The sequence below is a fragment of the Christiangramia sediminicola genome (assembly GCF_031344135.1).
In the GTDB taxonomy this organism is placed as follows: domain Bacteria; phylum Bacteroidota; class Bacteroidia; order Flavobacteriales; family Flavobacteriaceae; genus Christiangramia; species Christiangramia sediminicola.
Genome location: NZ_JAVJIU010000003.1, coordinates 323,823 through 349,056 on the forward strand (window position 1 = coordinate 323,823; position 25,234 = coordinate 349,056).

The window sequence follows — 25,234 nt, forward strand, 5'->3', positions numbered from 1 at the left end:
ATAGAGACCGCCTTTAGACGGTCTCTGGCTAATTCCATTCTAAAATTTATAAGTAAGGGCAGCAGCAAAATTTCTAGGTGCCTGAGGATTGATCGTAGACCAACCGTTGAAATAATCTTCGTTCGTTAGATTATTCAGTTTAAGATTAATGGAAAATTTATCTACATCATAAAAAACCGCAGCATTCAAAATAGTATATGAAGGCAGCGTAAATATTCCCGCGAGATTTCTGTTGAAAATTATATTCTCACTAGCATAATTTCCACCGAAACCAAATCCGAAACCGTTAGCAATACCTTCAGAAAATCTATAGCTTGCCCAAAGGTTCGCCAGGTTTTCCGGTCCTGCAGATTCAGGTCTTCTTCCCAGGAAATCATCGTTTTCGGCGGCTTCGGTCACTTCGCTATCGTTATGACTAAATCCGGCCACGATATTTAATCCATTTACCGGACTTGCGGTAAGCCTGGCTTCAAATCCGCGGCTATATTGTGTTCCGTCCTGGGTCACTTCAAATCCGCTTCCGAGAACAATATTCTCCACCTGGATATCATAATAGCTCAGGGTAGCAAATAACTTATCATTGAAAAAATTCAGTTTTGTACCAAATTCAAATTGCGAAGCGTGTTCAGGATCAAAAGTGATCCGCCTTGTTTCTCCTGTTTCCTGATTGATGGCTTCTGAAGGAGCCACATTACTAAAACCATCCATATAATTGGCAAATATGGAAACCTTATCAATCACCGGCTGGTATACCACACCGAATTTTGGGGAAAGAGCTGTCTGGCTATTACTATCATTTTCAAACTGATCTATACGTAAGCTCGCCATGGCAGATAATGCCGGAGTTATGTTTAAAACATTAGATACATAAGCACTGTAAATATCCTCCTTGGTGGTATTATTATTTCTATTGGTATTCTCGAGCAGTGCATCTACCGCCGCTGTAGAAAGAATTCCGCTGTCAGAATTGATGATATAATTTGCTTCGTCTGTTATACCAAAAACGCTCTCATTAACATTCTGCAGACTCGCATTTCCAATATAAACACTCCCATTGCCTATATATCCTGTGCCATTGTCTATAGTTTCTCTTTGAAAATAATCCAGACCGGTTACAACTCTATTCCGCATTCCGAAGAGTTCAAAATCACCAATGAAATTCTGCTGTAGATCTGTTGTAAGAGTAGTTGAATTCTGATTATTCATAAATCTAGAGAATACCACCCCCTGGTCCAGGTTCTCATAGAAACGAGTAGATTCATAGAGATAAGAATAATAACCTTTTGATTTTGTATTACCTCGCGAAACTACTGTTTGAGAAGTCCACTTATCAGAAAGCTGGTAATTCATCTGCCCCTGGAGACTGAAAGTAGGGTTTTCCAGGGTAAGATCATTACTTGTGTAAGACCTGTTAGTATCATAACCCAGTTCTTCAATATTCGTAACTGTAAGCGGAGCACCCCTATCTACAAAAAGCATGGTTGGATTCGTGGTTTCCCCATCATAAAATTCTGTATTAACAAGGAAGTCCAACCTGTCATTTACCGTATACTTCAAGGATGGTGCAACAAATAGAGATTTAGAAAAACCGGCGTCCTGAAAGGAATTTACGGTCTGGTAAGCAGTATTCACTCTTATAGCAACATCTCCATCTTCATCTAAAGGTGTATTAATATCTGCAGTAATACGATTCAAACCGAAGCTTCCAAGTGTATAACTTAGATTTCCTCCAAAGTAATCGTATGGTCGTTTGGTAGTAATGTTTATTAAACCTCCATAAGAAATAAGACTACTTCCATATAAAGTTCCAGAGGGACCTTTGATCACTTCAATATTTTCAATATTTGCAGGATCCGGACTTCCATTCGTAATAGCGGGCAACCCGTTAACTAAAGTTGGTTGAACCGGAAAACCTCTTAAAGAGTAATAACCTGCACCATCACCTCCTCTACCGGTAGATTCCCATAATTTTGTAATCCCTGAACTGTTTTTTAAAGCATCATCAAAATTTGTCACTACCTGTTCAGATAAAAGCTCAGCGGTGATATTATCGTATACTTGAGGATTTTCAATATTCTTTAATGGTAGCTTAGAGACGTAAAGGCTTTTTTCACGATTAAACTTGTTGGCATTTCCGTTTCCATTGATCACGACCTCCCCAAGTTCTTCCTGAGAGGTTCTTAAAATGATATTTGGGAGCTGAGTTACTTTTCCAGGATTAATTGAAATTGCGATCTGGCTAGGCCTATAACCAACGTATGATATTCTAAGAAGATAATTTCCAACAGGCACATTTTCGATCTGGAAAGAACCATCCTCAGATGTTTCAGTTCCAATGCCTGTTCCCTGAATATCTACATTTGCTTCTGAAATTCCCTGTCCCTTTTCAGTAGTTACTAATCCTTGCAATCCGCCTGAATTCTGGGCGAATCCAGCACTGGTGATTAGCATTAGTATGAGTAGTAATTTTTTATTCATCACTTTAATTTTATTCAGACTTATTATAAATAGAGTCGCAAAGCTATATACTGAAAATGAGAATCAAAAGCTTATTTAGATTTATTTTAAATAAAAATTAAGCTTTAACTGTAAATCAAACGCTTAAAATTTGATATATAAATTTTACTTATAACCGAAGCATGATAATTAATATTGAATTAAAACAATTCACATGCTTATCTATTACTTTTGAAAATTCAAATTTTACCTATGATCAAACTTATTGTAACCGATGTTGATGGAACTTTGCTGAATGATAATCACGAGTTACATCCAGATTTCTGGAAAGTGGAAGAACAACTTACCAAAAACGGGATCTTATTTTCTATTGCCAGTGGACGTCAATTTTACAATCTAGAGTCAAGATTTGAAAAGATTAAAGACCGTACGATGTTCTTTGCTGAAAACGGAACTTATGTATCCCATAAGGGTAAAGAATTATATGTTAATCCTATTCAAAAGGATGCCGCAAGAGATTTTATAAAACTCGGCCGAAAATTAGACAATACACACCTCGTTTTATGTGGTAAAGAATCGGCATACATAGAGACACATGATGAGGAATTTAGAAACGAGATCTCGAAATTTTACGAACGTTTAAAAGTGGTAGATGATCTTACTGAGGTAGATGACACCTATCTCAAAGTCACTCTTTGTAATTTTAATGGTGTGGAGGAAAACACTTTTCCTCATTTTGTGAATTATACAGATCGCTACAAGGTTGCTATCGCCGCGAAAGTTTTTATAGACATCACAGCTTTAGATGCTAACAAGGGAAATGCGATTGCCGATATTCAAAGGGAATTAAATATTACCCCCGAAGAAACTCTGGTTTTTGGTGATTATCTGAATGATCTGGAGATGATGAAAATAGCGAAACATAGTTATGCTATGAAGAATGCGCATCCAGAAATTATTCAGGCCAGTAACTATGTAACAAGCCACGACAACAACAATAATGGAGTTCTAAGAACTATAGAATCTTTGGGTTTACTGAAAGCTTAATTCACAATAAAATTGGTTTTATCAAGGCCTGTATTCCCGGATACAGGATCATAAGCATAGATCATTACCTCATATAGGCCTTTTTCCAAATTCAGATCTGCCTGGAAGGTACTTGGCTTATCCTTTTGATCCAGAACAACTTCTTTGGAGTCACCATCTGAGTTTGTAACTATAGCTTTCACTTCATATTGATTGGCATCCCAGATACCATCCTTAGTAATAGGACAGCCACACATCATAACGACATTGGCTTTTAATTCGATCTTATCTGTAGAATTAATTCGTTCATGCGTTTGGGGACTAAGAATATCCACAACAAATCCTGGCACTTCCAGAACTACTCCATCTCTCGTAATATCTTTACCTGGAATAACCCAAAGCTGGGTGCTGCTCATTACCTCAGCCTGTTTTTTATTTACCGGTGCATAGGCTTCAATGGTGACAAAAGTAGGCTTATCAATATCCAAACTGGCATTAAAACCAGCAGTGTCATCTTCTGAAAGATCTTCTGATCTCTTCCAGTCCTGCTTCATGATCTTATCTGTATTCCCTGTACTTCCAGCAGTCATACCTTCTGCGAGTATATTTCCGGTAACCGCATCTTTAACCAGGATCTTGGCACCGCCAATAGAAGTACCTATAAATTTGGCGTCCTTAGCTTTAGCTCTGATCATAATATTAGTAGTTTGAGCATATATTGCAGAACTACATATAATTAGGATAAAACAAATTAGGTGTTTTTTTAGTCTCATATCTTATTGATCAATTAGATTATTTTCTTTCAGGTTTTTATCGTTTAAAGGATCTTCCTGATAAGCCAACATATACTTTTCAAGAGTTATAAATTCATCTTTTGTTAGATCATCAGCCTTCATATTTTCTTTTAATAGATGCCATGGAATTTCAGATTGATAATCGTATTCCCCAATAAGCATTATTGGAGTTCCATGCCTTGCCACCTGATTATTTTCAAGTGTCCAGGTTTGGGCCCAGTCATAAATAAATTGAGCGTCTTCCATTTTAAGCCTTACGCAACCATGGCTAGCAGGATGCCCAGGCATTTCGTACTGATGCATTCCTATACCTTCATTATTCATAATATTGAAATAGTAAGGTAATTTCCAGGCATGATTCACCGAACTGGTCTTCATTTTAGATTTATAATTACTGTAATACAATCCGTTGGGAGTTGGGGTAGATTTTTTCCCGGAGGAAATTGGTCCCCATTTTTTGAGATCTCCATTTTCGTACAATCCAAATGCCTGTGTACGCTGATTAATAATCATACTTTTTGGCAAACATTTCAATTGATGAATATTCTGAGGCATAGGTGAATATTCAACCAGTTCATGCGAAATGCAATCAGGAATAATTATAGCCATTTTAGGCTTAATTCTATTTTTTTCTATACGGTTAAGATCAAGCAAAACCTTGGTTTGATCTTCATTAAGCAGTGCAAATAAACTATCTACTTCTTGGATTGATTGCATCGTGTCCAGTTCATAGTTTACCTGAGTTCTATAGTTTTTAGCTTCCTTTTTTATTACAGGCTTTCGTTCAGCCGATGATACATTATTTTGAAAATCCGTTTCAATCTCAGGCTGCATTTGACAGGAGAAGAGCAGCATTACTATAATTCCGAAAAATAAAACCGGAGCAGGATTGTAGTTTTTCATAAATTAGTTATTATCTGGTAAACAGGTATGTATCCAAAAAAGGCTGAAATAAATATACATAAACCAGAAAACATTAACATATAAAAAAAGCCGGTAAACATTAAGATCTGCTTGGATAATAATGTTTACCGGCTAATGTAATTAAAATCTAATTTAATTAAGCTTTGGCTAATTCTGCTTCAGCATTTTTCGAAGCTATATTGTGAAAATTCTTTGGGTCTGATTGATATTTCTGAATATATCCTTCAAGTGTATTGATCTCTTCTTGCGTAAGGTCATTGGCCTTCATGCTTTGAGTAAGATTCATCCATGGCTTATCAGATGAATAATCATATTCTCCGAATACCATAAAGGGAGTTCCGTTTCTGGCAATTTTTGATCCTTCCACGTCCCACATATCTGCCCAGTCAAAAATATACTTGGCATCGTCCATGTACAATCTTACACATCCATGGCTCGCAGGATAACCTGGCAATGCATACTGGTGCACTCCTACTCCTTCAAAATTCATGAAATTGAAATAATAGGGCAATATCCATGATTCATCTACAGTACTGATCTTTCTCTTTGCTTTATAGTTTCCGTAGTTCAATCCATTTGGAGTTCTGGTAGAATTCTTTCCAGTACTTACAGGCCCCCATTTTACTAGTTCTCCATTTTCATATAAACCAAATGCCTGAACTCTCTGAGAGATAAGCACGGTTTTAGGAATACATTGTAAAAAATTGACACTTTCAGGAAATGGGCTATACGTATTAAGTTCATCTGAAGGACAATCTGGTATTACAATTGGTCTATCAGGTCTAAGTCTGCTCTTTTCGATTCTATTTAAAGCCAGAATATTTTTTAATTCGACTTCAGAGTAAGTATTAACCAAACTGTCTATCTGTTGTCTGGTTTTAAGGGAGTCAATAGTATAACTGATATCTTTTCTAAAAATCTTAGGATCCTTCTTAATCACCGGGTTCCTCATACTGATCTCTTCCGGTTGAGATGCTGAAGGCTCTACTACCTGCGTATTAGAATTACAGGCATAAAAAAGCATACTACTGACAAATAGTAAAGAAAGTTTTCTTAATGCATTAAAGCTTTTCATTGTAATAGTAGTTTGATTTGTTGATGTGAAATTAACCAGCAAACCGCGTCACTGCTGCTAATAAAGCGTTAATGCTTTGTTGACTTTATGATAATTAACCCTTTTTAAGAGGGGTGAGAAAAAGATTACCTTAATATTTTCAGAAAATTTAACTTAAGCTTAGAAGTAGTGATTTGATTATCAGCGGTAACAGTACCATTTATCTCATTCTATAGACCCTATATTTTAAATTGAGGATAAAATTCCTCCCACTTTTGAAGAAATACTTTTTAGCCATATAGTTTAGAGATACTATTTGGTAATATTATGAACTATTGAACTAAGCCATATTTCTTCATTTTTATTAATTTAAAGAAAAAAAATTCATGGATAATAGAAGAGAATTTATCATTAAATCTGGTTTACTACTTGGTGCCAGTTTCCTGCCGTTTCCTTCCTGCGCTTTTTCAGATGGAAATAGAAAACTGGGAGTTGCCCTGGTAGGCTTAGGATACTATAGTACAGATCTACTTGCACCTGCACTTCAGCAAACCGAATATTGTGAACTTCGAGGAATTGTCACAGGTAGCCCGGAGAAAATACCGGTATGGCAACAGAAATATGGCATCAAAGATTCTAATGTTTACAATTATGAAAACATGGTTGATATCGCCAATAATGATGATATTGATGTGATCTATATCGTTTTACCTACCGGCCTCCATGCCGAATATGCGATCAAGGCAGCCAACACGGGCAAACACGTTTGGTGTGAAAAACCAATGGCCAGAACTGCCGAAGAATGTCAGCAGATCATCGACGCATGTAAAAAGAATAAGGTTAAACTTTCCATAGGTTATAGAATGCAACACGAAAAGAATACCCAAACCATCATGAAATGGGCTGAAACAAAACCTTATGGCGAAATAAAAAATGTAATTTCTGAAGCCGGCTATAATGGAGGCACCATCAATCCATGGAAGCTTAAAAAAGAGATGGGCGGCGGGGCCATCTACGATATGGGAGTTTATTCCATTAACGCTGCGAGGTACTCTACAGGTTTGGAACCATTGGCCGTAACTGCTACTCAATCTACTAATAGACCAGAAATATTTACTGAAGTAGATGAAACTACCAGCTTCAAAATGGAATTTCCCGGGGGGATCATAGTAGATGGCAAGACCAGTTTCGGGGAAAGTCTGAACAACCTGGAGGTCACAGCAGAAAATGGCTGGTATTATTTAAGACCTATGCAATCATACTCCGGAGTGCGGGGAAAAACCAGTGACGGGAAAATTCTTAGTCCCATGGATAAAAATCAACAAGCTGTACAGATGGATGATGATTCCCTGGCTATTCTTAATGATAAACCGCTATTAGTTCCGGGTGAGGAAGGAATGAAAGATATACATATTGTCGAAAAGATCAATCAGGCTGCTGCGAATAGTTCACGTGTACTAATATAAATTTCATACTGAAAATTTTGCTAAAAACACTATTCATCGTAATATTGCAATATAGTATTAATTATGGGTTTAACTAAAACAGATCTCTTTACCAAAGAACAAAATGAGCTGGCCGTTCTTGCCAAATCGTTGGCACATCCTGCTCGTATAGCTATTCTTCAGTATCTACTTGAATCGAATAAATGCATCAATGGCGACCTGGTGAATGAATTAGGTCTGGCCCAGGCAACAATTAGTCAGCATTTAAGAGAGCTGAAGAATGTTGGACTTATTCAGGGAAGCATTGAAGGTGTTTCTATGAGCTACTGTATAAATCCTGAGAAATGGAGTTCTATACAAAAGCTTTTTAATGGCATGTTTGATAAGATCCAAAACTGTGGACCGGGCGAGTGTTGCTAAAAAAATTTATGATTAACTATCGTAATAATACGATAAAAAGACATTAATTATGAAACTATCAGAATTTACTAATCACCTAGGCGGATTGAGCGAAATCGCTTTCAAACTTCCAAACGGAGAGTTGGTACCGGAACATTTTCATGTGACCGAAGTTGGAAAAATAAACAAGCATTTTATTGATTGTGGTGGCACTTTAAGAGATGAGCAAAAGATCTCTTTTCAACTATGGGAAGAGAATGATTATAATCATCGATTACATCCTGAGAAATTGGTGAAGATTATAGAACTGGCTAAAAACAAGCTTGAACTTCCGGATGTTGAAATTGAAGTGGAATACCAGGGCGAAAGCATCAATAAATTTGAGCTTGATTTTGATGGAAGAAATTTTCTATTGGTAAATACTAAAACGGCTTGCATGGCAAAAGAGAATTGTGGAATTCCAGCACAGAAACCTAAAATGAAATTGTCAGAATTACAGAATTCTGCTTGTGCACCAAATTCAGGATGCTGCTAATAACCAGACTAACCTAAGATGAAATTATACCCGGAAATAGTTCAGAAAATAAATTCAGTAAAAAAACTGAAGATCCCGCAAGAACGAAAAGATGGGCTTCAACCGCTAATCGATTTTATTCAACTGAAAAAAGATGCAAATGAACCAATAAAGCTAAATTTCATTTGTACTCATAATTCCAGGAGAAGTCAGTTAGGACAAATTTGGGCTAAAGCAATTTCGGCCAATTACGGTATAGAAACAGCCTGTTATTCTGGTGGAACTGAAGCTACTGCTTTTTTCAAGAATGCCATTAATGCTCTGCGAAGGGCAGGATTTAAGATCGATGAGAAATCGGGCGAAAATCCACATTATTATGTTCAGTTTTCTAATGAGATGGAATCAATAAAATGCTATTCTAAAATTTATGATTCCGAAGAAAACCCTTCTGAAAATTTTGCTGCTGTGATGACATGTTCCCATGCAGATGAGAATTGCCCATTCATTTCAGGTTCTGATGCGCGAATCGCATTAGATTATAAAGATCCGAAGGAATTTGATGGAACTCCGGAAGAAGAAAAAAAATATGATGAAAGAAGTGACCAGATCGCGTCTGAAATGATCTACGTTTTTGAAAATATAAAATAAGATGGCGAAGAAATTAAACTTCCTGGATAAAAATCTCACTATATGGATTTTCCTGGCGATGGGAATTGGAGTCACTTTGGGCTATTTAATTCCCGGTATTCCGGAAAGTATTAATTCATATAGCAGCGGTTCTACCAATATTCCAATCGCCATTGGTCTTATTTTGATGATGTATCCGCCACTAGCTAAAGTAAAATACAGGCTATTGCCGAAGGTATTTAAGAACGTTCGAATTCTAAGTATTTCGTTAATCATGAACTGGCTCGTTGGACCATTACTTATGTTCTTTCTGGCAGTGATTTTTTTACAGGATCACCCGGAATATATGGTTGGCCTTATTCTTATTGGTCTAGCGAGATGTATCGCTATGGTACTGGTCTGGAACGATCTTGCGGAAGGAAGCAGCGAATATGGTGCTGGCTTAGTGGCCCTGAATAGTATTTTTCAGGTTTTCGCCTACAGTTTCTATGCCTGGTTATTTATTACTTACCTCCCACCCTTTTTCGGCTTCGAGGGAGCTATAGTTGATATTTCTATTGCAACAATTGCAGAAAGCGTTTTGATCTATTTGGGAATACCGTTCCTGCTGGGAATTTTAAGCAGGGTAATTCTTGTAAAGTTTAAAGGTCAGGAATGGTATGAAAACAAATTTATTCCGGCAGTTTCTCCCATGACCCTCATCGCATTATTATTTACCATCGTATTGATGTTTTCGTTGAAGGGCGAGTTGATCGTTGAAATTCCAATGGATGTAGTGAGAATTGCCATTCCATTGTTGATCTATTTCAGCCTGATGTTCCTTATTAGCTTCTTTGTTAGTAAGGCGATGGGAACTTCTTATGATAAGAATGCATCGATTTCATTTACAGCCGCAGGTAATAATTTTGAACTGGCTATCGCTGTTGCAATTGCTGTTTTCGGGTTAAATAGCGGACAGGCATTTGCAGGAGTCATTGGTCCTTTGGTTGAAGTTCCTGCACTTATATTACTGGTTAGGATATCATTCTGGTTAAGAAAAAAGTTATATACTAAGGAAACTCAATTAATGTAATATCTAATCCCCAGATAAATATTGCTGCTTAGGTTCAAGCCGTAATTAGAACTGGACATATCCTCTCTTCCATCATTAAGCCTGTCTAAATAGGAGTAGTAAATATTACCAATATTGGCATCGATAGTGAATTTATCACTTAGCAGGTAAGAGAATCCCGGCCTCAAATTAACGCCATAAATATTGGTCTCAGTGTAGTCTAAATCACTATCACCTATATTTTCAAATCGGTCGTAACTATATTCCAGCGAACCCATCAAAGTAAATGCAATTTTAGGGCTTATGGCAAAAAACTTTCGAGCGTATGGCGAAACCATAATATTGTGCCTGATAGACTTATCCCTTAACTCACTTCCATTGTATTTTGTTCTTCCATAAGAATATCCTAAAGAAAGTCCTAGAGCTAAATTATCTGAAACAAAATAGCCAGTCTCTGGCCGTATGCTAAAGGAAAAACTATCCAAATCATTGTAAGGAGTCATATCTGTATCTTCTCTATTACTCCCGCCAATAGATAAGAATCCACCAAGACTCCAGGTATCCTTTTCAATTAAAAACGTCTCAGATTCTTCCTGAGCATTTGAGATTAGACTGAATAATAAGATTGCAAATAAGGCGATAAAACTTTTCATAGGAAATATATTGGCTTGCAATTATAGGGAAAAGCTTCAGTAATAACTAACGGTTATATATAAAAATAGATGTTCCGCATTTTAGACTTTCGTTTTCAGGTTTTTAATTTATGACTGCAGAAGACTTTCCAGATCCAGATTTCGAGTATACATCCTGATGCTACCGTCTTCCTTTAGAGGCCAATTTTCTCTTGGTTTATCCCAGTAAAGTTCTATTCCATTTCCATCGGGATCATCAAGATAGATTGCTTCAGAAACTCCATGGTCTGCCGCTCCCGTAAGAGGATAATTTTTTTCTAATAATCTCCTGGTAATATCAGCTAGTTCTTTTCGATTCTCGTAAAGAATGGCTGCGTGAAATAAACCAACTCCAGATCTTGAAGCTTTTGGAGCATTCAGGCTATTCCATGTATTAAGCCCAATATGATGATGGTAACCACCTGCTGAAAGAAAAACTGCCTGATCTCCCAGTCTTTCTGTTACCTCAAAACCCAGAATATCTCTATAGAATTTAAGTGCCTTATCGATACCTGACACTTTTAAATGAACATGACCTATTCGAGTCTGAGAAGGTACTTTGTAATCCATAAATTTTCAATTTTTCATTAAATTTATAAAACTAACCGATATCCTTCAGTATGAACCTAAATTGAATGTTATGGAAGAGGAGATAAAAATAGATTGGAGCAGATTCAGCGTAAGTATTCCCTTAAAGCAAACTGAAGCCGAAATTAAAAAAGCATGGAGCAGCCAGCAGGAACTTGAAAAGTGGTTATTGAAGAAATCTGAATTTACTTCTGAAGAGGGAAAAAAAAAGAAAGAATAATGAGAAAATCCGAATTGGAGACACCTGTAAATGGCAATGGTATGGCTAGCCAGAAGACATTATTGAAAATGGTAAGATATTGCGACCTGAAAATGATGAATTTCTTCGATTTATTTTCGGAAAAGCCGGCGTAGTTAGATTGAAAATAAAGGAAAAACTTGATGAAACAATTCTAGAATTAAAGCAGGAAAATATACCAACAGATGAAGAATCCAGGTATAATTTTCATGTTGGCTGTAAAACCGGATGGACCTTTTATTTACTGAACCTGAAATCTATTCTTCTAGACGGGCCCGATCTAAGAAATAAGAACAGTGAATTACAGTTGGATTAATGATATTTCCAACTGGAAAATAGAGTTTAGTTTTTTTTGAATAATATAACTTTTCAAAAACTTCAGATGTTGAGTAAAATCATAGATTTAGATTCCGAAAGAATTATAAAAACAGATCCTGAATGAAAAAGGTAATTGCTCTTATTGCGATACTTTTAATTGCCTTTATCGGCCTAATATACTGGTCTGTATCCAGTACCGATAAAGATTTTCAAACCTGCCATATAGAGGAATTCGAAGACCTCGAAAAAATAGATTTCAGTAAGCATGATTCTATAAAAATAGCTCCCAGTACTCTTTACCAGGGAGACATGCTAAAAACCTTGATGCAAGGTGAAAACTACAGAAAAACCTGGGCTACTCCAGTGGAGGTTCCAATCGCCTTTCTGGATACGTTGAAAGGCGGACTGAAAGTTATAAAAGAAGGCGGTGGAAAGCAGACACATTCCCTAAAACTGATGAATCCTGAAGGTATTCTATTCACTTTAAGAAGTGTAACCAAAGATCCTAAAAAGTTAGTTCCGGAAATGGCCGAAACTTTAGGCCTGGAAAATATCATAGTTGACGGAATTTCAGCGCAGCACCCTTATGGAGCTATACTTGCTGCAGAATTATCTGAAATTGCCGAGGTGATGCACACACATCCTCAAATGCTTTTTATACCTAAGCAGAAATCACTTTCAAAATACAATGAAAAATACGGGAATCGACTTTATTTGCTGGAATATGAGACCGAAAGCGAAAAGAACTGGACCTCTTTCGAAAATGTAGCAGAGATCATTGAAACCAAAGATTTGCAGGAATTAAAACAGGAAAAAGGAGAAATGGTTAGTATAGATCGCGCAGCACTAATCAGGGTTCGATTATTTGATCTTTTAATTGGAGATTGGGATAGACATGCCGAGCAATGGGGCTGGATCTTGCAGGAAAACGAAGATGAGATAAAGGCAATTCCCCTGGCTGGAGATCGTGACAACGCCTTTTTTAATCTAAGCGGTGTAATTCCTTCCATCATTACTAATAAGAATGTGGAACCGCTGGTAAGACCATTTGAAGCCAAAATTGATTATATGCCCGGTTTGGTTTATCCTTTTGATCGATATTTTTTAATCGACACTCCGCAAAACACTTATGAGGAACAAGCTGAATACCTACAGAAAGCTTTGACCGACAGCAAAATTGATGACGCCTTTAAGGTCTGGCCAAAAGCGATATCAGAATTAGATAAAGAAGATATCAGTTTAAAAATCAAAAGTAGGAGAGATCATTTAAAGGAATATGCCAGGTCCTTCCACCAGATCGTACAGGAGAAAGGCAGATTGACCGAAGCCTTAAAAGGATCTGATAATGCTGAAATTGATGAAAATATTATACCTTGTTTTGAATGTGCCGGAGAAGCTAAGAAATGATCAACTGACTTTTGTATTATTATTCTATTTTTGATAGTCTAATATTATAAAACACAAATGAAGTTAACTTCTTTCTGCCTATTCCTTTTTTTAGCCTTTTCGATCAATTCATTTTCGCAAAGTACTGCTTCACCGAATGTGACAACTTTTGAACTGGAAGCACCTCAACTGGATACTATAAAAAAGATCTGGGTCTATCTACCAGAGTCTTACAAAACTTCTGAAAATAAATATCCGGTTATCTATATGCACGATGCACAAAACCTATTTGACAGGGAAACATCTTACGTAGGTGAATGGAAAGTAGACGAAAGCCTGGATAGCATCGGGAAACCTGAGGCAATAATCGTGGGAATTGAACATGGAGGAGCTAAAAGAATAGATGAACTTACCCCCTTTCCGCATGAAAAATATGGCGGTGGCAAAGCTGATGATTATCTAGAATTTATTGTTCAGAATTTAAAGCCATATATAGACAGTAACTATAGAAGTTTGCCAGATTACTCAAATACCGGGATCTTTGGTTCATCATTAGGCGGGCTGGTTTCTTTCTACGCAGCATTTAAATATCCGGAAACTTTTGGGATGATTGGCTCCTACTCCCCTTCCTTCTGGTTTAACCGGGATATTTATAAACTACCAAAAAATGAAAAATTAAATCCTGAAACGAAGTTCTATTTTCTTGTGGGAACCAAGGAATCTGAAGAAATGGTTCCAGATCTTCGAGAAATGATCGAAGTTCTTAAGAAAAATGGATTAAGTTCAGAAAACTTCAAAGCTAAGTATGTCGAAGGAGGCGAGCATAATGAAGCGCTCTGGAGCGATAATTTTCTAGTAACTTACTTTTGGTTATTGAAAAAATAAACTGATCATGAAAACTCTAATATCAATTTTCGTTCTTCTAATGAGCTTTAGTTTGGTTACAGCTCAGGAAAGTGAAGATTCCGAATTATTTAGACAACTGAAAGCGAAGGATAGTTTGCTTTTCGACCTCGGGTTTAATCAATGTAAAATTGATGAATTCATAGATTTCATAAGTGAAGACCTAGAATTTTATCATGATCAGGCTGGTCTGGACGATACGAAAGAGGGGTTTTTGGAAGCTGTTAGAAACAATATTTGCGGTAATATAGATCGCAAACCAATCAGGAAACTGCTTCCTGGAACATTGGAAGTCTATCCACTCTATGATAATGGTAAACTTTATGGGGCTCTTCAAAAAGGCGTTCATGAATTTTTTATAAAGGAACCTAATAAGGAACTTTACAAAACAAGTTCTGCAAAATTTACCCATGTCTGGCTTCTCAAGGATGGAGACTGGATTTTGAAGCGTGTTCTTAGTTATGATCATAAAAGTTCGGAAAAATGAAAAAAGTAAACCTCCATGAAAAATTTGAAAAATTCTCAGATCACTGGAGTCCGCGAATTGTTGGAGAATTAAATGGACAACAGGTGAAACTGGCAAAACTCAAAGGCGAGTTCATCTGGCATTCTCACGAAAATGAGGATGAAATGTTTTTTATTGTGAAAGGAAAATTGAAAATACAATTCCGGGATAAAGTTGTTGAGCTTAATGAAAATGAATTTTTTATCGTACCGCGAGGTGTAGAGCATAAACCAATTGCTGAAGAAGAGGTTGAAGTAATGCTTTTTGAACCTGCTTCAACAGCGCATACCGGTAAAGAAAAGCATGTTCTTACCAATAACAATCAGGAGCACCTATAAAAGAATTTTCCATTTCAGTAGCTTCCCTGCAGATATACATTTTTGTATATTTAACTGACTTTCAAACCTTAAAGTCAATTTTCTAACTAACACACCAAATAATGAAAAGAATCAATTTACTTATTTTCCTGTTCGCCATTGGAATTTATGCGCAGGATCAACAGAAACCCAAGGAATATAGCATTGAACAATTCTACGAAAACACTCGTATTGGAGGTGGTAATTTTTCTGCAGATGAAACCAGACTGTTAATAAGCAGTGACGAATCTGGCATATTCAACCTCTATGAGATCAATATTGCCGATGGAACCAAAACTGCGGTCACTAATTCAGAAAATGAATCCTTTTTTGCAGTAGATTATGTTCCTAATAGTAAAGATATCCTTTATTCATCTGATAAAGGCGGAAATGAGATAGATCATATCTATTTATTAAAACCAGATGGAAGTTCAAAAGATTTGACTCCCGGGGAGAACGAAAAAGCTGAGTTCGCTGGCTGGAGTGGCGACAAACAATACATGTACTTTATTTCCAACAAGAGAGATCCCCAATTCTTCGATCTTTACAAAATGAGGGTTGGCATATGGGAACCGGAAATGTTATACGAGAATAAAGAAGGTTACTCCGTTAGTGGTCTTTCGTCTTCTGGAAAATATCTCGCTCTATCCCAGCCAATAACTACCAGCGAAAACAAACTTTTCCTTTTAAATAATGAAACTGGTGAAAAGACAGAGATCTCTAAACCAGGATTTACTTATAGCCCTACTGGTTTCAGCAAAGATGAAAAAGAACTCTATTATACGACCAATCATGGCGGTGAATTCAGCAGGCTGATGTCACTAGACCTGGCCACTAAAGATTCAAAAATTCTTTATGAAACCAATTGGGATGTGATGTACAGCAGCCTGAGCGAAAACGACACTTATAGGGTGATAGCGGTAAACGAAGATGGCGCGAATAAACTTATCATGTGGAAAAATGCTACTCAGGAACCTATGGAATTGCCAGAGATCAAGGACGGCAATATAGTTTCGGCTAGTTTTTCTGAAAGTGAGGAATTATTAAGGCTTACCGTTGGTACTTCAAAAACGCCAAATAACATTTATGTCTATGACCTCAAATCTAAGGAATTAAAGAAACTTACCAATACCCTGAATCCCGATATAGACCCGAATGATCTGGTATCTGCTGAAGTTGTGCGATATAAATCATTTGATGGACTGGAAATTCCGGCAATTTACTACAAACCATTAAATGCTACTGAAAATGATAAAAAACCGGCACTGGTTTGGGTACATGGAGGGCCGGGCGGTCAATCTCGTGTAGGTTATTCTGCATTAATACAATACCTCGTAAACCACGGATATGCTGTTCTAGCTGTAAACAATAGAGGAAGTAGTGGTTATGGAGCCAGTTTCTATAAAATGGATGATAAAAATCATGGAGAGAAAGATCTTCAGGATGTGATTTATGGAAAGAAATGGTTGGAATCTCAAGAATACATCAATAAAGATCAGATAGGAATTATTGGTGGAAGTTATGGTGGCTATATGACCATGGCAGCAATGACCTTTGAGCCGGATGAATTTGAAGTTGGAGTAAATATCTTTGGAGTAACAAACTGGCTAAGAACACTAAAATCAATTCCTCCATATTGGGAATCTTTCAGAAATGCATTGTACGAAGAATTAGGTGACCCAACTACCAAGGATTCTATAAGATTGAGAAAAATATCTCCGCTTTTCCATGCTGAAAATGTAAAGAATCCAATAATGGTTCTGCAGGGAGCGAATGACCCAAGGGTACTTCAGGTAGAATCTGATGAGATCGTGGAGGCTGTTATGGCAAACGATGTTCCGGTTGAATACATGGTTTTCCCGGATGAAGGTCATGGATTTATTAAAAAAGAAAATGAAATAAAAGGCTATAGACAGATCCTAGCTTTTCTTGATAAGTATTTGAGAGATGAAGATGTTACAATGCCTGAAAAAGCTTTAAAAGATTAAATTAGCTAGCTAATGGAAATGATGCAGGTAATATTCAGTAAGAATCATAATTCACATTTTTGAGAATACCTTCCCGAATATTACCTGTAATCGTTATTGCTCAATTTTGCTGTACTTCTTTATGGTTTGCGGGAAATGCTGTAATGCCAGATCTTCTTAGAGAATTTGGATTAGCATCTGACGCACTGGGACACTTAACTTCTGCAGTTCAATTCGGATTTATCCTGGGAACTTTGAGTTTCGCCTTTTTAACCATTTCAGATAGATTTTCACCTTCAAAAGTTTTTCTTTTTTGTGCTTTACTGGGCAGTCTCTTCAATCTTGGAGTTCTGCTAGAAGAAAGTGATATCTACTCCCTAATACTATTCAGATTTCTAACCGGATTCTCACTTGCTGGAATTTACCCGGTTGGAATGAAGATAGCTTCAGACTATTTTGACAAAGGACTTGGCAGGTCACTTGGATATTTGGTGGGTGCTTTGGTACTGGGAACTGCTTTTCCTCATTTATTAAAGGAAATTTCAGGTAATATTGATCTTGAATGGAGATGGGTGATCTACCTTACTTCAATTCTAGCGATAATAGGAGGTTTACTAATTTTTCTGCTGGTACCTAACGGACCTTATCGCTCAAAAAAGCAAAAACCGGAACTCGGATTGTTTTTAAAGGTTTTCAGAAAGAAGGAATTCAGATCTGCTGCATTTGGATATTTCGGACATATGTGGGAATTATACGCATTCTGGGCATTTGTACCCGTGATATTAGGCACTTTCAAGCAATTACATCCTGAAGCAAATTTCAGCATCTCGATTACTTCATTTTTTATCATCGGCCTGGGAAGCCTGGCTTGTATAGCAGGTGGATATATTTCTGAAAATTACGGTGTTAAAAGAACAGCTGCTTTAGCGTTATTTCTGTCAGGATCATGCTGTATACTTTCTCCTTTAATCTTTTATCTTAATTCTGAAATACTTCTTATTCTATTCCTTATTTTATGGGGGCTTGTTGTGGTTGCAGATTCCCCCCTATTTTCAACTCTTGTGGCAAAGAACACCTCACCAGAGTCCAGAGGAACTGCACTCACTATAGTTAACTGCATTGGCTTTAGTATCACTATACTGAGTATTCAATTACTAAATTATTTAAATGAAAGTCATTCCACTTTGTGGATTTTTAGTCTCCTGTCCATAGGCCCAATTTTAGGATTAGCCGGATTATTTTTTAAAATTTCGAAGTAAAACTTTTTTCATCCCAATAAACTCAATTGTTTATCTATAGGTTCTACGGGCTCAACAACTTTTTCTGAATCTTTAAATTCCCAATTCTTTTTAAGGCGATAGTTTAATACTGGATGAGCGTTAAAGGATTTTCCGGTGAACCCTTCCGCCATGATATCTTTGATTATTGATTCAGATTGCCCGTTTTCAAGCCAATCTTTTTCAAATTTTCTATCCAATACTAAGGGCATCCTTTTGGCTTTATTATGAACTTTTTCGAACATAGGATTAGCGTCAACCGTGATCAATGATGCAGAATATTTTCCATTGGCATCCCTATTATAAATTCCGGCGAAGGTAAAAATAGATCGATCTTTTACCGAATCACTTTCATCCAGGTAACAAAAATATGGCTGACTTTCCTTTCCGGTGTGATGTGGTTCAAAGAAACCGTCAGCAAAGATAAGGCAACGCTGTTCCCTTATAGATGTGGAATACATCCTGGAATCGAAAACCTTATCATCTCTTGCATTTAGGGTATTGTATTTTCTATTGGAATAAAACTCTTCGGCACTTGTATAAGTTGGCACCAATCCCCAACTGGCAGGATACCAGTGAGCAGATTCATCCATGGGAATGATATATACATTTTGATGTGTAAACCCATCGTTCAGAAAATAAGGGATGAGAATTCCGCTTTCAACCGGAGGCTTATCCATATACCTGGTAAGATTATCTTCAGATTGATTCAGTGATTTCTGGTAACACATTGGTTTTTCTTTTAAAGATAACAAAATGAAATATCAGAACCTGGCATCATCATTATGAGATATTCCGACGAATCCTTAATTTAGAATACTACATGGAATCTTATGAAAATTGAAGCAAACTCTCCAGATGATTATATGAAAAAAGTTCCACAGGAACGAATTACGGCTATGACAAAGTTACGCCAGGCCATCAAGGAAAATCTTCCTCAAGGTTTTGAAGAAACCATTAATTATGGAATGATCGGCTTTGTAATACCACATAATATCTATCCTAGTGGCTATCACTGTGATCCCTCCTTACCTCTACCCTTTATCAACCTGGCTTCTCAGAAAAATTATATCGCGGTATATCATATGGGAATATATTCAGATAAAAATATACAAGAATGGTTTGTTGGGGAATTTAAGAACAGAACCGGGAAAAAACCAGATATGGGGAAAAGCTGTATCAGATTAAATAATTTAGAAAATATCCCATATGATCTCATAGGCGAACTTTCCTCTAAAATCAGTGTTTCTGAATGGATCGCAACTTACGAAAAATCGATTAAGCGTATTTAGAAAAAACCTCTTTTGAAAAAACTGCGATAGTATATCATGACAGCTTTACAAGAGGAATGCAATGGGTTTGTTATATCAGCATTAAATATTAACATTATACAGTACGTACATGTTAAACCTTCCTTAAGACTCAAGGCTATAATCTTAAAGCTAAAGATAATCTGGTATGTAGGCATAGTTTTCGCACTATCTGGATAAATTATAAAATCAAGAAAATGAAAAAGTTTTTTAGTAGTCTGTTATTTGTAGTTGCAGTAGGAACAGCCTCAGTATCGGCTCAATCTACCACAATGCCTCAACAACAGGAACAAATAGAAGTTAGCGATGCAGAATTAACTCAATTTGCTGAAGTATTTCAGAAGATGAGAGCGATGAACCAGGAAGCTCAAAAAGAAATGATGGCTGTGGTCCAAGAAGAAGATTTTGAACTGCAACGTTTCAATGAGATCCACCAGGCGAAAATGGATCCTAAGAAAGAAGTGGAAACTACTCCAGAAGAGGATAAAAAATATAAAGCTGTAGTTACTGAACTTGGAGAAATGCAACCTGAATTTCAGAAAAAAATGCAGGCAGTGATCACCGATAGTGACCTTAGCATGGAAAGATATCAGCAACTTGCAATGGCCCTAAGGTCTGATGCTGAACTTCAGCAAAGACTTCAGGAAATCATGAAGAGCTAGATTAATCTCAATCATTATTAAAAAAGCAGATCTTACCGGTCTGCTTTTTTTATGTACTGAATCAAGACAATTATTTTAAGTCTATTTTAAAACTTGAATATCCTTAAGGCACCAATTTTGTTGTACTTTGGTAAACAATAATTTTATATGACAGGCACGATAAAAAGAACATTCTATATTATCTCATTTTTGATGATGCTACCTGCTTGTTATGCCCAGCAATCAACCATGCAACAAAAAGACAGTTTAGAATTCACAAATAAGATTGTTCCCGATAGCATTTGGAGAGAAGCTTATGTAGCACTCTCACATTACCCAGAACTTAAGGATACACCTATAGAGATCCGCTTCAAGAAAAATATCAAAAAATCTTTTATGCAGGCTCAGCCTAAATTGAGTGGTATTTTTAAAAACAGGAAAAATAGAAGTTACCTTATTTTTATTAATGAGAAGTTCTCAATAGAAGATGAAGTTTTTGATATTAACGACGTCCCGTCTGATGTACTTGTAGGTTGGATAGGTCACGAACTTGGGCATATCATGGACTACAGGGATAGATCGGCAATGGATTTATTATGGTTTGGAATTAAATATATCACCTCTAAAAATTACATTAGAGAAGCTGAGAGAGCGGCTGATACCTACGCTGTGAATCATGGTTTAGGCGAAAATATAATCGCTACAAAGGATTTTATTCTGAATCACTCTAAACTTTCTGATATCTATAAAAACAGGATTCAGGACCTTTACCTTTCCCAGGAAGAAATCATGGTTCTAATTGATGAGATTCACGAAGAAACTCGTTAGTTAATCGCTCCCTGTTCTTTCAGGAATTCCTGCCAGTCCTGTAATTTTTCTTCGTTCATTACTTTTTCCATCTTAACCTGGCCTCCCTTTTTCTTATTTCGGGCATTCCATTCATGAAACATGTTTGGATCTATAGTGGTTACTTTAACTCCATGTAAAGCTTTTCCCCTGGCAACCTTATAATTTTTATTAGCGTTTTTTAAGGCATTATCTAAAGCTTCTGCCAGTTTATCATTATCAGCATTATCTTCTGTTCCCAGATACCAGTAATGATAATATTCATTATCCTCTTCAGATCTTTTTGCAGCTACCACGAATTCAGGAATTTTAATATCAAATTGATTTTCCAGTTCCTGAACTGCATCATTCATTTTGTTTACCGAAAGCTGAGATCCTACTACATTCAGGAAAAACTTAGTTCTTCCGGTAATTCTTATCTCATTCTTTTCTTTATCAGTAAACTTAATAGTATCCCCAATTAAATATCTCCACGCACCACTCACCGTTGAGATCAGAAGAACATAATCAACATCTTCTTCAACCTCTGCCAGGGTAACTACCGGCGCATCTTCTGTTAGCGAACCATCTTCTTTAATATAATCTGGTTTAAATGGAACGAATTCAAAATAAACTCCATTATCGAGGATAAGTTTCATAGAGCTGGTATCAGGCCTGTTTTGAAGCGCCAGAAATCCTTCGGAAGCCAGATAAGTATCTATAACCTGCACTGGTTTACCAAGCAATGCTTTAAAACTTTTCTCATAAGGTTCAAATGCCACTCCACCAGAAGTATATACCTGCAGGTTTGGCCAGATCTCGTGAATGTTGTTAAGATTATGGTATTCGATGACTTTTTTCAGCATTAATTCCATCCATGAAGGTATACCACTTAATGCTCCAATATCCCAATCTTTAGCAGTTTCAGCTATTTTCTGAACACGATCATCCCATTCATCGATTTTTGAAATTTCTTCACCGGGCTTGTAATATCCCTTAAACCAGAATGGAATATTGCTGGCGCTAATTCCGCTGATCTCTCCTTCTTCGTGATCACCTTCTTTCTGAAGATCTGTAGAACTTCCCAGCATCATGATATCTTTCTCAAAAAAGTCTGGCGGAAGATCGAAATTACTCAAAGCACTCACCTGCTTTATTCCGGCATTGCGAATAGATTCCAGCATTTCATCGGTAACCGGAATCCTCTTACTGCTTTTACCAGTAGTCCCGGAACTTAATGCGAAATAAGGTGGTCTTCCTGGCCAGGTCACATTTTCCTCTCCATCATGATATTTATGCCACCACTCTTTATCTATCTTGTTATAATCGAAATAAGGAACCCTTCTTGTAAATTCCTGCTGAATGTTATCAGATTCTAAAATTTCTTCAAAATTATAATGCTTGCCAAAAGCCGTGTCCTTAGCTTTTCGTAACAGCTCTTTTAAAACTTCTTCCTGATTTTTCTCTGCCTCCCCTTCTGTAGTAAAACTCTCTTTAAGATCAATAAGACTCTTAATAATAGAACCGAATATCGCCATATTTCGTAATTATATTTTTTGGAAAGCTAAATCTAAAAATACCATGAGAGAAGGGCTAAAGATTACCAAATATTTAACGAGGTAATGATGTAATCTTCATCTTACAGGTTGTTTAATTTTAACAGGAATTATTTATGAAAACGTTAAAAAAGTCTGAATTTCGATGAATTGCTAAAATTTACTGTAATCTTTACATTTTTAATCCGAAAATCTAATATTACCCTACAAAATCTCTATGGACCAAACACTACCCGAAACCCAATCCAGGTTTAAAATGGTATCCTACGAGCAGGCTTCGCCTCAAGTGCAGGATATTTACGACGACACTAAAAAGACCTTACAACTTCCATTCGTTCTTAACTGGTTTAAATGCCAGGGCGATAACGAACTTCTTCTAAAAGGGAACTGGAGTAAATTAAAGAATACTCTAATGGAAGGACAGGTTCCTAATGTATTAAAACAACTTATCATCTATAATGTATCAAAAGAACGTGGATGTAATTATTGCTCACATGCGCATGGTATTTTTGCCGATAGCATGAGTTCAATGATATCTGATGATGAAGGTTTCAGAGCGACTCAAAGTTTTAATTCACCTTCTATGCCCGTTAGTTATAAAACGGCAATTCAGGTGGTGACAAAAGCTGCTTTGAACCATTCACAGATATCTGACGAAGATTTTGATAAGCTTGAACAAGCTGGTTTTACGCCGAAGGAAATTCAGGAATTGATGGCACAGGCAGATCTTGTGAACATGTTAAATACCATTGCTGATGTATCCGGGATCAAGATAGATAACGAGCTTCTGGAAACTCCACAATAAGAAGCATACTTCGTTTTCTAAATGAGCGGTATTACCCAAAATACTTCCCAACTTTATAGGATTACCTATGAGGCTTATTCAAAATTTGCCAATGATGTAAATCGCTGTGCAGATCTTGAAGAGGTTGCTGATGTTTGTAAAACTCACCTGAAATATCTTCTGAATTTCAGAATTATCAGGATGACCATTCATCAGGGGGATAAACTGTTCTTTTTTGAATTATTCGGAAATAATGTCTGGTTCGATCTTCGTGAAGAAAGCCAGATACTTCCATACGAGGCAGAGTTACTTAAGAAAGGGATTCCAATTATCACCCATGAAATTCCGGATAAATTGATCCGTGACAAAGTGGATATCAACACCTTATACGACCCGGCGCTCTGGGGCTGGTGTTTTGATAAGTATGAAAGAAAAGTATTAGTATCTTTGCTCGCCGATCAGGAAAAAGTATTTTCAGTCGGCGATGTAGAGATCCTGAAATTAGTGGTTGATTGTATTCAGTCAAAATTCAGTGAAATTTACCTGAAAAGACAGCTGGCGATACAGAATAGAAATCTTTCCGAAGCTTATGACACTATTAAGTCTAAGAATAAGGAAATTGAAAGTATCGTAGAAAATCAAAAACAGACCATTAAGGAAAGGACAAGTGAGATTGTTCAGAAAAATGAAAAGCTTCTCCATGTACTTGCATTGAATTCGCATAACATTAGAGAACCTTTATCCAGAATCCAGGGAATTGTTCAGCTTTTTGGATTGATGGAAGATAAAGACTGTAGAGAAGAACTTCTTCCAAAACTTGAAACGACAGTAGAGGAAATGGATGATATCTTAAAAGAAGTTGTAGACATGGCTTCAAATGAATTATTGGAGTTAAAGGCCACAGAAATATGAAAAAGATCTATTTAGTAGACGATCAGCCTATATCTAATTTCATCACTAAGAAATTATTAGAGCTTGAGGGTTTTCAAGGTTTTGTAAAAGATTTTACAGATCCAACCGAAGCATTTCATTCGGTAGCTGAAGATGAAGATGCGCTTATTTTTCTTGATCTCAATATGCCGGTGATGAATGGCTGGGATTTTCTGGATGCAATGAAGAACAAAAATCTTGTTCATCGCATCATCATTCTTACATCAAGTACCAGTAAAATTGATCAGGAAAAAGCAAGGGAATACCCAAATGTTATTAAATACATGGTAAAACCCATGAACAAAAAGAAATTTTCTGAACTTTCAGATTACCTTAAAGCTTCTTAAACTTGGAGCCAAATCCACAGAAACTCCTAGAGCTTGCCTATGCAAAGATGCATTTTGGCAAGTATAAAGATTATTACCTCTCTGATATTCCTGAGCCATACTATGTTTGGTTCAGACAAAAAGGTTTTCCACCGGGAAAACTCGGAGACCAAATGCAACAGGTTTTCGAATTAAAGATCAACAGCCTTGAGGGCTTACTTCGCCAGATAAGAAAAAGGTATCCGAGACCGTAATTTCAGCATTCTACGCCTGTTAAAAAGGTCTTAATAATAGCTTTCCAATTTAGTGGCTTTTTCTATTCTTCTTTGTAATTTAGCGCCCTGAATAAAACAACACAACAA

At 36.6% G+C, this 25,234-nt stretch carries 29 protein-coding genes; 21 read left to right on the top strand and 8 right to left on the bottom strand.

What is annotated here, in order from left to right; translation table 11 throughout:
- Positions 1 to 39: 39 nt before the first annotated feature.
- Positions 40 to 2,478 carry a TonB-dependent siderophore receptor gene (locus tag RE431_RS08730; RefSeq protein ID WP_309561601.1) on the bottom strand — a complete coding sequence of 813 codons (2,439 nt, stop codon included), beginning with the start codon at positions 2,476 to 2,478 and terminating at the stop codon, positions 40 to 42.
- A 231-nt stretch (positions 2,479 to 2,709) separates the two neighbouring features.
- On the opposite strand from RE431_RS08730, the gene RE431_RS08735 reads away from it, so the two are divergent.
- The gene (locus RE431_RS08735; protein ID WP_309561602.1) at positions 2,710 to 3,504 is read left to right on the top strand and encodes an HAD family hydrolase; all 795 of its coding nucleotides are present in this window, start codon (positions 2,710 to 2,712) and stop codon (positions 3,502 to 3,504) included.
- On the opposite strand, the gene RE431_RS08740 is transcribed toward RE431_RS08735, so the two are convergent.
- From RE431_RS08740 to RE431_RS08750, 3 genes are all read right to left on the bottom strand, one after another.
- On the bottom strand, positions 3,501 to 4,178 hold the full coding sequence (locus RE431_RS08740) for a hypothetical protein (protein ID WP_309561603.1): 678 nt from the start codon (positions 4,176 to 4,178) through the stop codon (positions 3,501 to 3,503). The two genes, RE431_RS08735 and RE431_RS08740, sit on opposite strands and share 4 nt — an antisense overlap.
- A gap of 81 nt (positions 4,179 to 4,259) precedes the next feature.
- Positions 4,260 to 5,180 carry a L,D-transpeptidase gene (locus RE431_RS08745; protein ID WP_309561604.1) on the bottom strand — a complete coding sequence of 307 codons (921 nt, stop codon included), beginning with the start codon at positions 5,178 to 5,180 and terminating at the stop codon, positions 4,260 to 4,262.
- A gap of 157 nt (positions 5,181 to 5,337) precedes the next feature.
- The gene (locus RE431_RS08750) at positions 5,338 to 6,276 is read right to left on the bottom strand and encodes a L,D-transpeptidase (protein WP_309561605.1); all 939 of its coding nucleotides are present in this window, start codon (positions 6,274 to 6,276) and stop codon (positions 5,338 to 5,340) included.
- Positions 6,277 to 6,641: 365 nt separating this feature from the next.
- Between RE431_RS08750 and RE431_RS08755 the strand changes: the two genes are divergently transcribed.
- The 5 genes from RE431_RS08755 to arsB all read left to right on the top strand — a co-directional run bounded on the left by RE431_RS08755 (position 6,642) and on the right by arsB (position 10,312).
- Positions 6,642 to 7,721 (top strand): Gfo/Idh/MocA family protein, encoded by a 1,080-nt coding sequence (locus RE431_RS08755; RefSeq protein ID WP_309561606.1) that lies wholly within the window; start codon positions 6,642 to 6,644, stop codon positions 7,719 to 7,721.
- Positions 7,722 to 7,784: 63 nt separating this feature from the next.
- A complete protein-coding gene (locus tag RE431_RS08760) occupies positions 7,785 to 8,120 on the top strand; it encodes an ArsR/SmtB family transcription factor (protein ID WP_309561607.1) in 336 nt (111 codons plus the stop codon).
- Between the two features lie 49 nt (positions 8,121 to 8,169).
- On the top strand, positions 8,170 to 8,634 hold the full coding sequence (locus tag RE431_RS08765; RefSeq protein ID WP_309561608.1) for a DUF6428 family protein: 465 nt from the start codon (positions 8,170 to 8,172) through the stop codon (positions 8,632 to 8,634).
- Between the two features lie 18 nt (positions 8,635 to 8,652).
- Positions 8,653 to 9,261, top strand: coding sequence for a low molecular weight phosphatase family protein (locus tag RE431_RS08770; RefSeq protein WP_309561609.1), 609 nt, complete (start codon positions 8,653 to 8,655; stop codon positions 9,259 to 9,261).
- Position 9,262: 1 nt separating this feature from the next.
- Positions 9,263 to 10,312, top strand: a complete 1,050-nt coding sequence (gene arsB, locus RE431_RS08775; protein WP_309561610.1) for an ACR3 family arsenite efflux transporter — start codon at positions 9,263 to 9,265, stop codon at positions 10,310 to 10,312.
- On the opposite strand, the gene RE431_RS08780 is transcribed toward arsB, so the two are convergent.
- Together RE431_RS08780 and RE431_RS08785 are read right to left on the bottom strand one after the other, a co-directional pair.
- Positions 10,300 to 10,944 (bottom strand): outer membrane beta-barrel protein, encoded by a 645-nt coding sequence (locus RE431_RS08780; protein ID WP_309561611.1) that lies wholly within the window; start codon positions 10,942 to 10,944, stop codon positions 10,300 to 10,302. The genes arsB and RE431_RS08780 overlap by 13 nt on opposite strands.
- Before the next feature lie 108 nt (positions 10,945 to 11,052).
- Positions 11,053 to 11,532: a VOC family protein gene (locus RE431_RS08785; RefSeq protein WP_309561612.1), complete on the bottom strand. Its 480-nt coding sequence runs from the start codon at positions 11,530 to 11,532 to the stop codon at positions 11,053 to 11,055.
- Positions 11,533 to 11,602: 70 nt separating this feature from the next.
- Here RE431_RS08785 and RE431_RS08790 point away from each other — a divergent pair, with 70 nt between their 5' ends.
- The 8 genes from RE431_RS08790 to RE431_RS08825 all read left to right on the top strand — a co-directional run bounded on the left by RE431_RS08790 (position 11,603) and on the right by RE431_RS08825 (position 18,482).
- Positions 11,603 to 11,770, top strand: coding sequence for a hypothetical protein (locus RE431_RS08790; RefSeq protein ID WP_309561613.1), 168 nt, complete (start codon positions 11,603 to 11,605; stop codon positions 11,768 to 11,770).
- Between the two features lie 79 nt (positions 11,771 to 11,849).
- Entirely contained in the window at positions 11,850 to 12,104 is a 255-nt protein-coding gene (locus tag RE431_RS08795) for an SRPBCC family protein (RefSeq protein ID WP_309561614.1), read from the top strand.
- 122 nt (positions 12,105 to 12,226) lie between these two features.
- Positions 12,227 to 13,513: a hypothetical protein gene (locus RE431_RS08800; RefSeq protein ID WP_309561615.1), complete on the top strand. Its 1,287-nt coding sequence runs from the start codon at positions 12,227 to 12,229 to the stop codon at positions 13,511 to 13,513.
- A 57-nt stretch (positions 13,514 to 13,570) separates the two neighbouring features.
- Entirely contained in the window at positions 13,571 to 14,377 is an 807-nt protein-coding gene (locus tag RE431_RS08805; RefSeq protein ID WP_309561616.1) for an alpha/beta hydrolase, read from the top strand.
- 7 nt (positions 14,378 to 14,384) lie between these two features.
- Entirely contained in the window at positions 14,385 to 14,882 is a 498-nt protein-coding gene (locus RE431_RS08810; RefSeq protein ID WP_309561617.1) for a nuclear transport factor 2 family protein, read from the top strand.
- The gene (locus RE431_RS08815) at positions 14,879 to 15,238 is read left to right on the top strand and encodes a cupin domain-containing protein (RefSeq protein WP_309561618.1); all 360 of its coding nucleotides are present in this window, start codon (positions 14,879 to 14,881) and stop codon (positions 15,236 to 15,238) included. Before RE431_RS08810 ends, RE431_RS08815 begins: the two co-directional genes overlap by 4 nt.
- A gap of 101 nt (positions 15,239 to 15,339) precedes the next feature.
- Positions 15,340 to 17,244: a S9 family peptidase gene (locus RE431_RS08820; protein WP_309561619.1), complete on the top strand. Its 1,905-nt coding sequence runs from the start codon at positions 15,340 to 15,342 to the stop codon at positions 17,242 to 17,244.
- Positions 17,245 to 17,303: 59 nt separating this feature from the next.
- Complete coding sequence (locus RE431_RS08825; protein ID WP_309561620.1) at positions 17,304 to 18,482, top strand: MFS transporter; 1,179 nt, start codon at positions 17,304 to 17,306, stop codon at positions 18,480 to 18,482.
- A gap of 8 nt (positions 18,483 to 18,490) precedes the next feature.
- Here the strand turns inward: RE431_RS08825 and RE431_RS08830 are convergent, their stop codons facing one another.
- A complete protein-coding gene (locus RE431_RS08830; protein WP_309561621.1) occupies positions 18,491 to 19,231 on the bottom strand; it encodes an SOS response-associated peptidase in 741 nt (246 codons plus the stop codon).
- 102 nt (positions 19,232 to 19,333) lie between these two features.
- On the opposite strand from RE431_RS08830, the gene RE431_RS08835 reads away from it, so the two are divergent.
- From RE431_RS08835 to RE431_RS08845, 3 genes are all read left to right on the top strand, one after another.
- Positions 19,334 to 19,792, top strand: a complete 459-nt coding sequence (locus tag RE431_RS08835) for a DUF1801 domain-containing protein (RefSeq protein ID WP_309561622.1) — start codon at positions 19,334 to 19,336, stop codon at positions 19,790 to 19,792.
- Between the two features lie 215 nt (positions 19,793 to 20,007).
- Entirely contained in the window at positions 20,008 to 20,472 is a 465-nt protein-coding gene (locus tag RE431_RS08840) for a DUF4168 domain-containing protein (protein WP_309561623.1), read from the top strand.
- 147 nt (positions 20,473 to 20,619) lie between these two features.
- Positions 20,620 to 21,279, top strand: coding sequence for a hypothetical protein (locus RE431_RS08845; protein ID WP_309561624.1), 660 nt, complete (start codon positions 20,620 to 20,622; stop codon positions 21,277 to 21,279).
- Here the strand turns inward: RE431_RS08845 and RE431_RS08850 are convergent.
- Entirely contained in the window at positions 21,276 to 22,814 is a 1,539-nt protein-coding gene (locus RE431_RS08850; protein WP_309561625.1) for a GH3 family acyl-acid amido synthetase, read from the bottom strand. The genes RE431_RS08845 and RE431_RS08850 overlap by 4 nt on opposite strands.
- A 235-nt stretch (positions 22,815 to 23,049) precedes the next feature.
- Here RE431_RS08850 and RE431_RS08855 point away from each other — a divergent pair, with 235 nt between their 5' ends.
- The 4 genes from RE431_RS08855 to RE431_RS08870 are packed head-to-tail and all read left to right on the top strand — an operon-like array spanning position 23,050 to position 25,126.
- A complete protein-coding gene (locus tag RE431_RS08855; RefSeq protein ID WP_309561626.1) occupies positions 23,050 to 23,637 on the top strand; it encodes a carboxymuconolactone decarboxylase family protein in 588 nt (195 codons plus the stop codon).
- Between the two features lie 21 nt (positions 23,638 to 23,658).
- Positions 23,659 to 24,528, top strand: coding sequence for a histidine kinase (locus RE431_RS08860; protein WP_309561627.1), 870 nt, complete (start codon positions 23,659 to 23,661; stop codon positions 24,526 to 24,528).
- Positions 24,525 to 24,893 carry a response regulator gene (locus RE431_RS08865; protein ID WP_309561628.1) on the top strand — a complete coding sequence of 123 codons (369 nt, stop codon included), beginning with the start codon at positions 24,525 to 24,527 and terminating at the stop codon, positions 24,891 to 24,893. Before RE431_RS08860 ends, RE431_RS08865 begins: the two co-directional genes overlap by 4 nt.
- A gap of 2 nt (positions 24,894 to 24,895) precedes the next feature.
- On the top strand, positions 24,896 to 25,126 hold the full coding sequence (locus tag RE431_RS08870) for a DUF3820 family protein (RefSeq protein WP_309561629.1): 231 nt from the start codon (positions 24,896 to 24,898) through the stop codon (positions 25,124 to 25,126).
- Positions 25,127 to 25,234 lie beyond the last annotated feature (108 nt).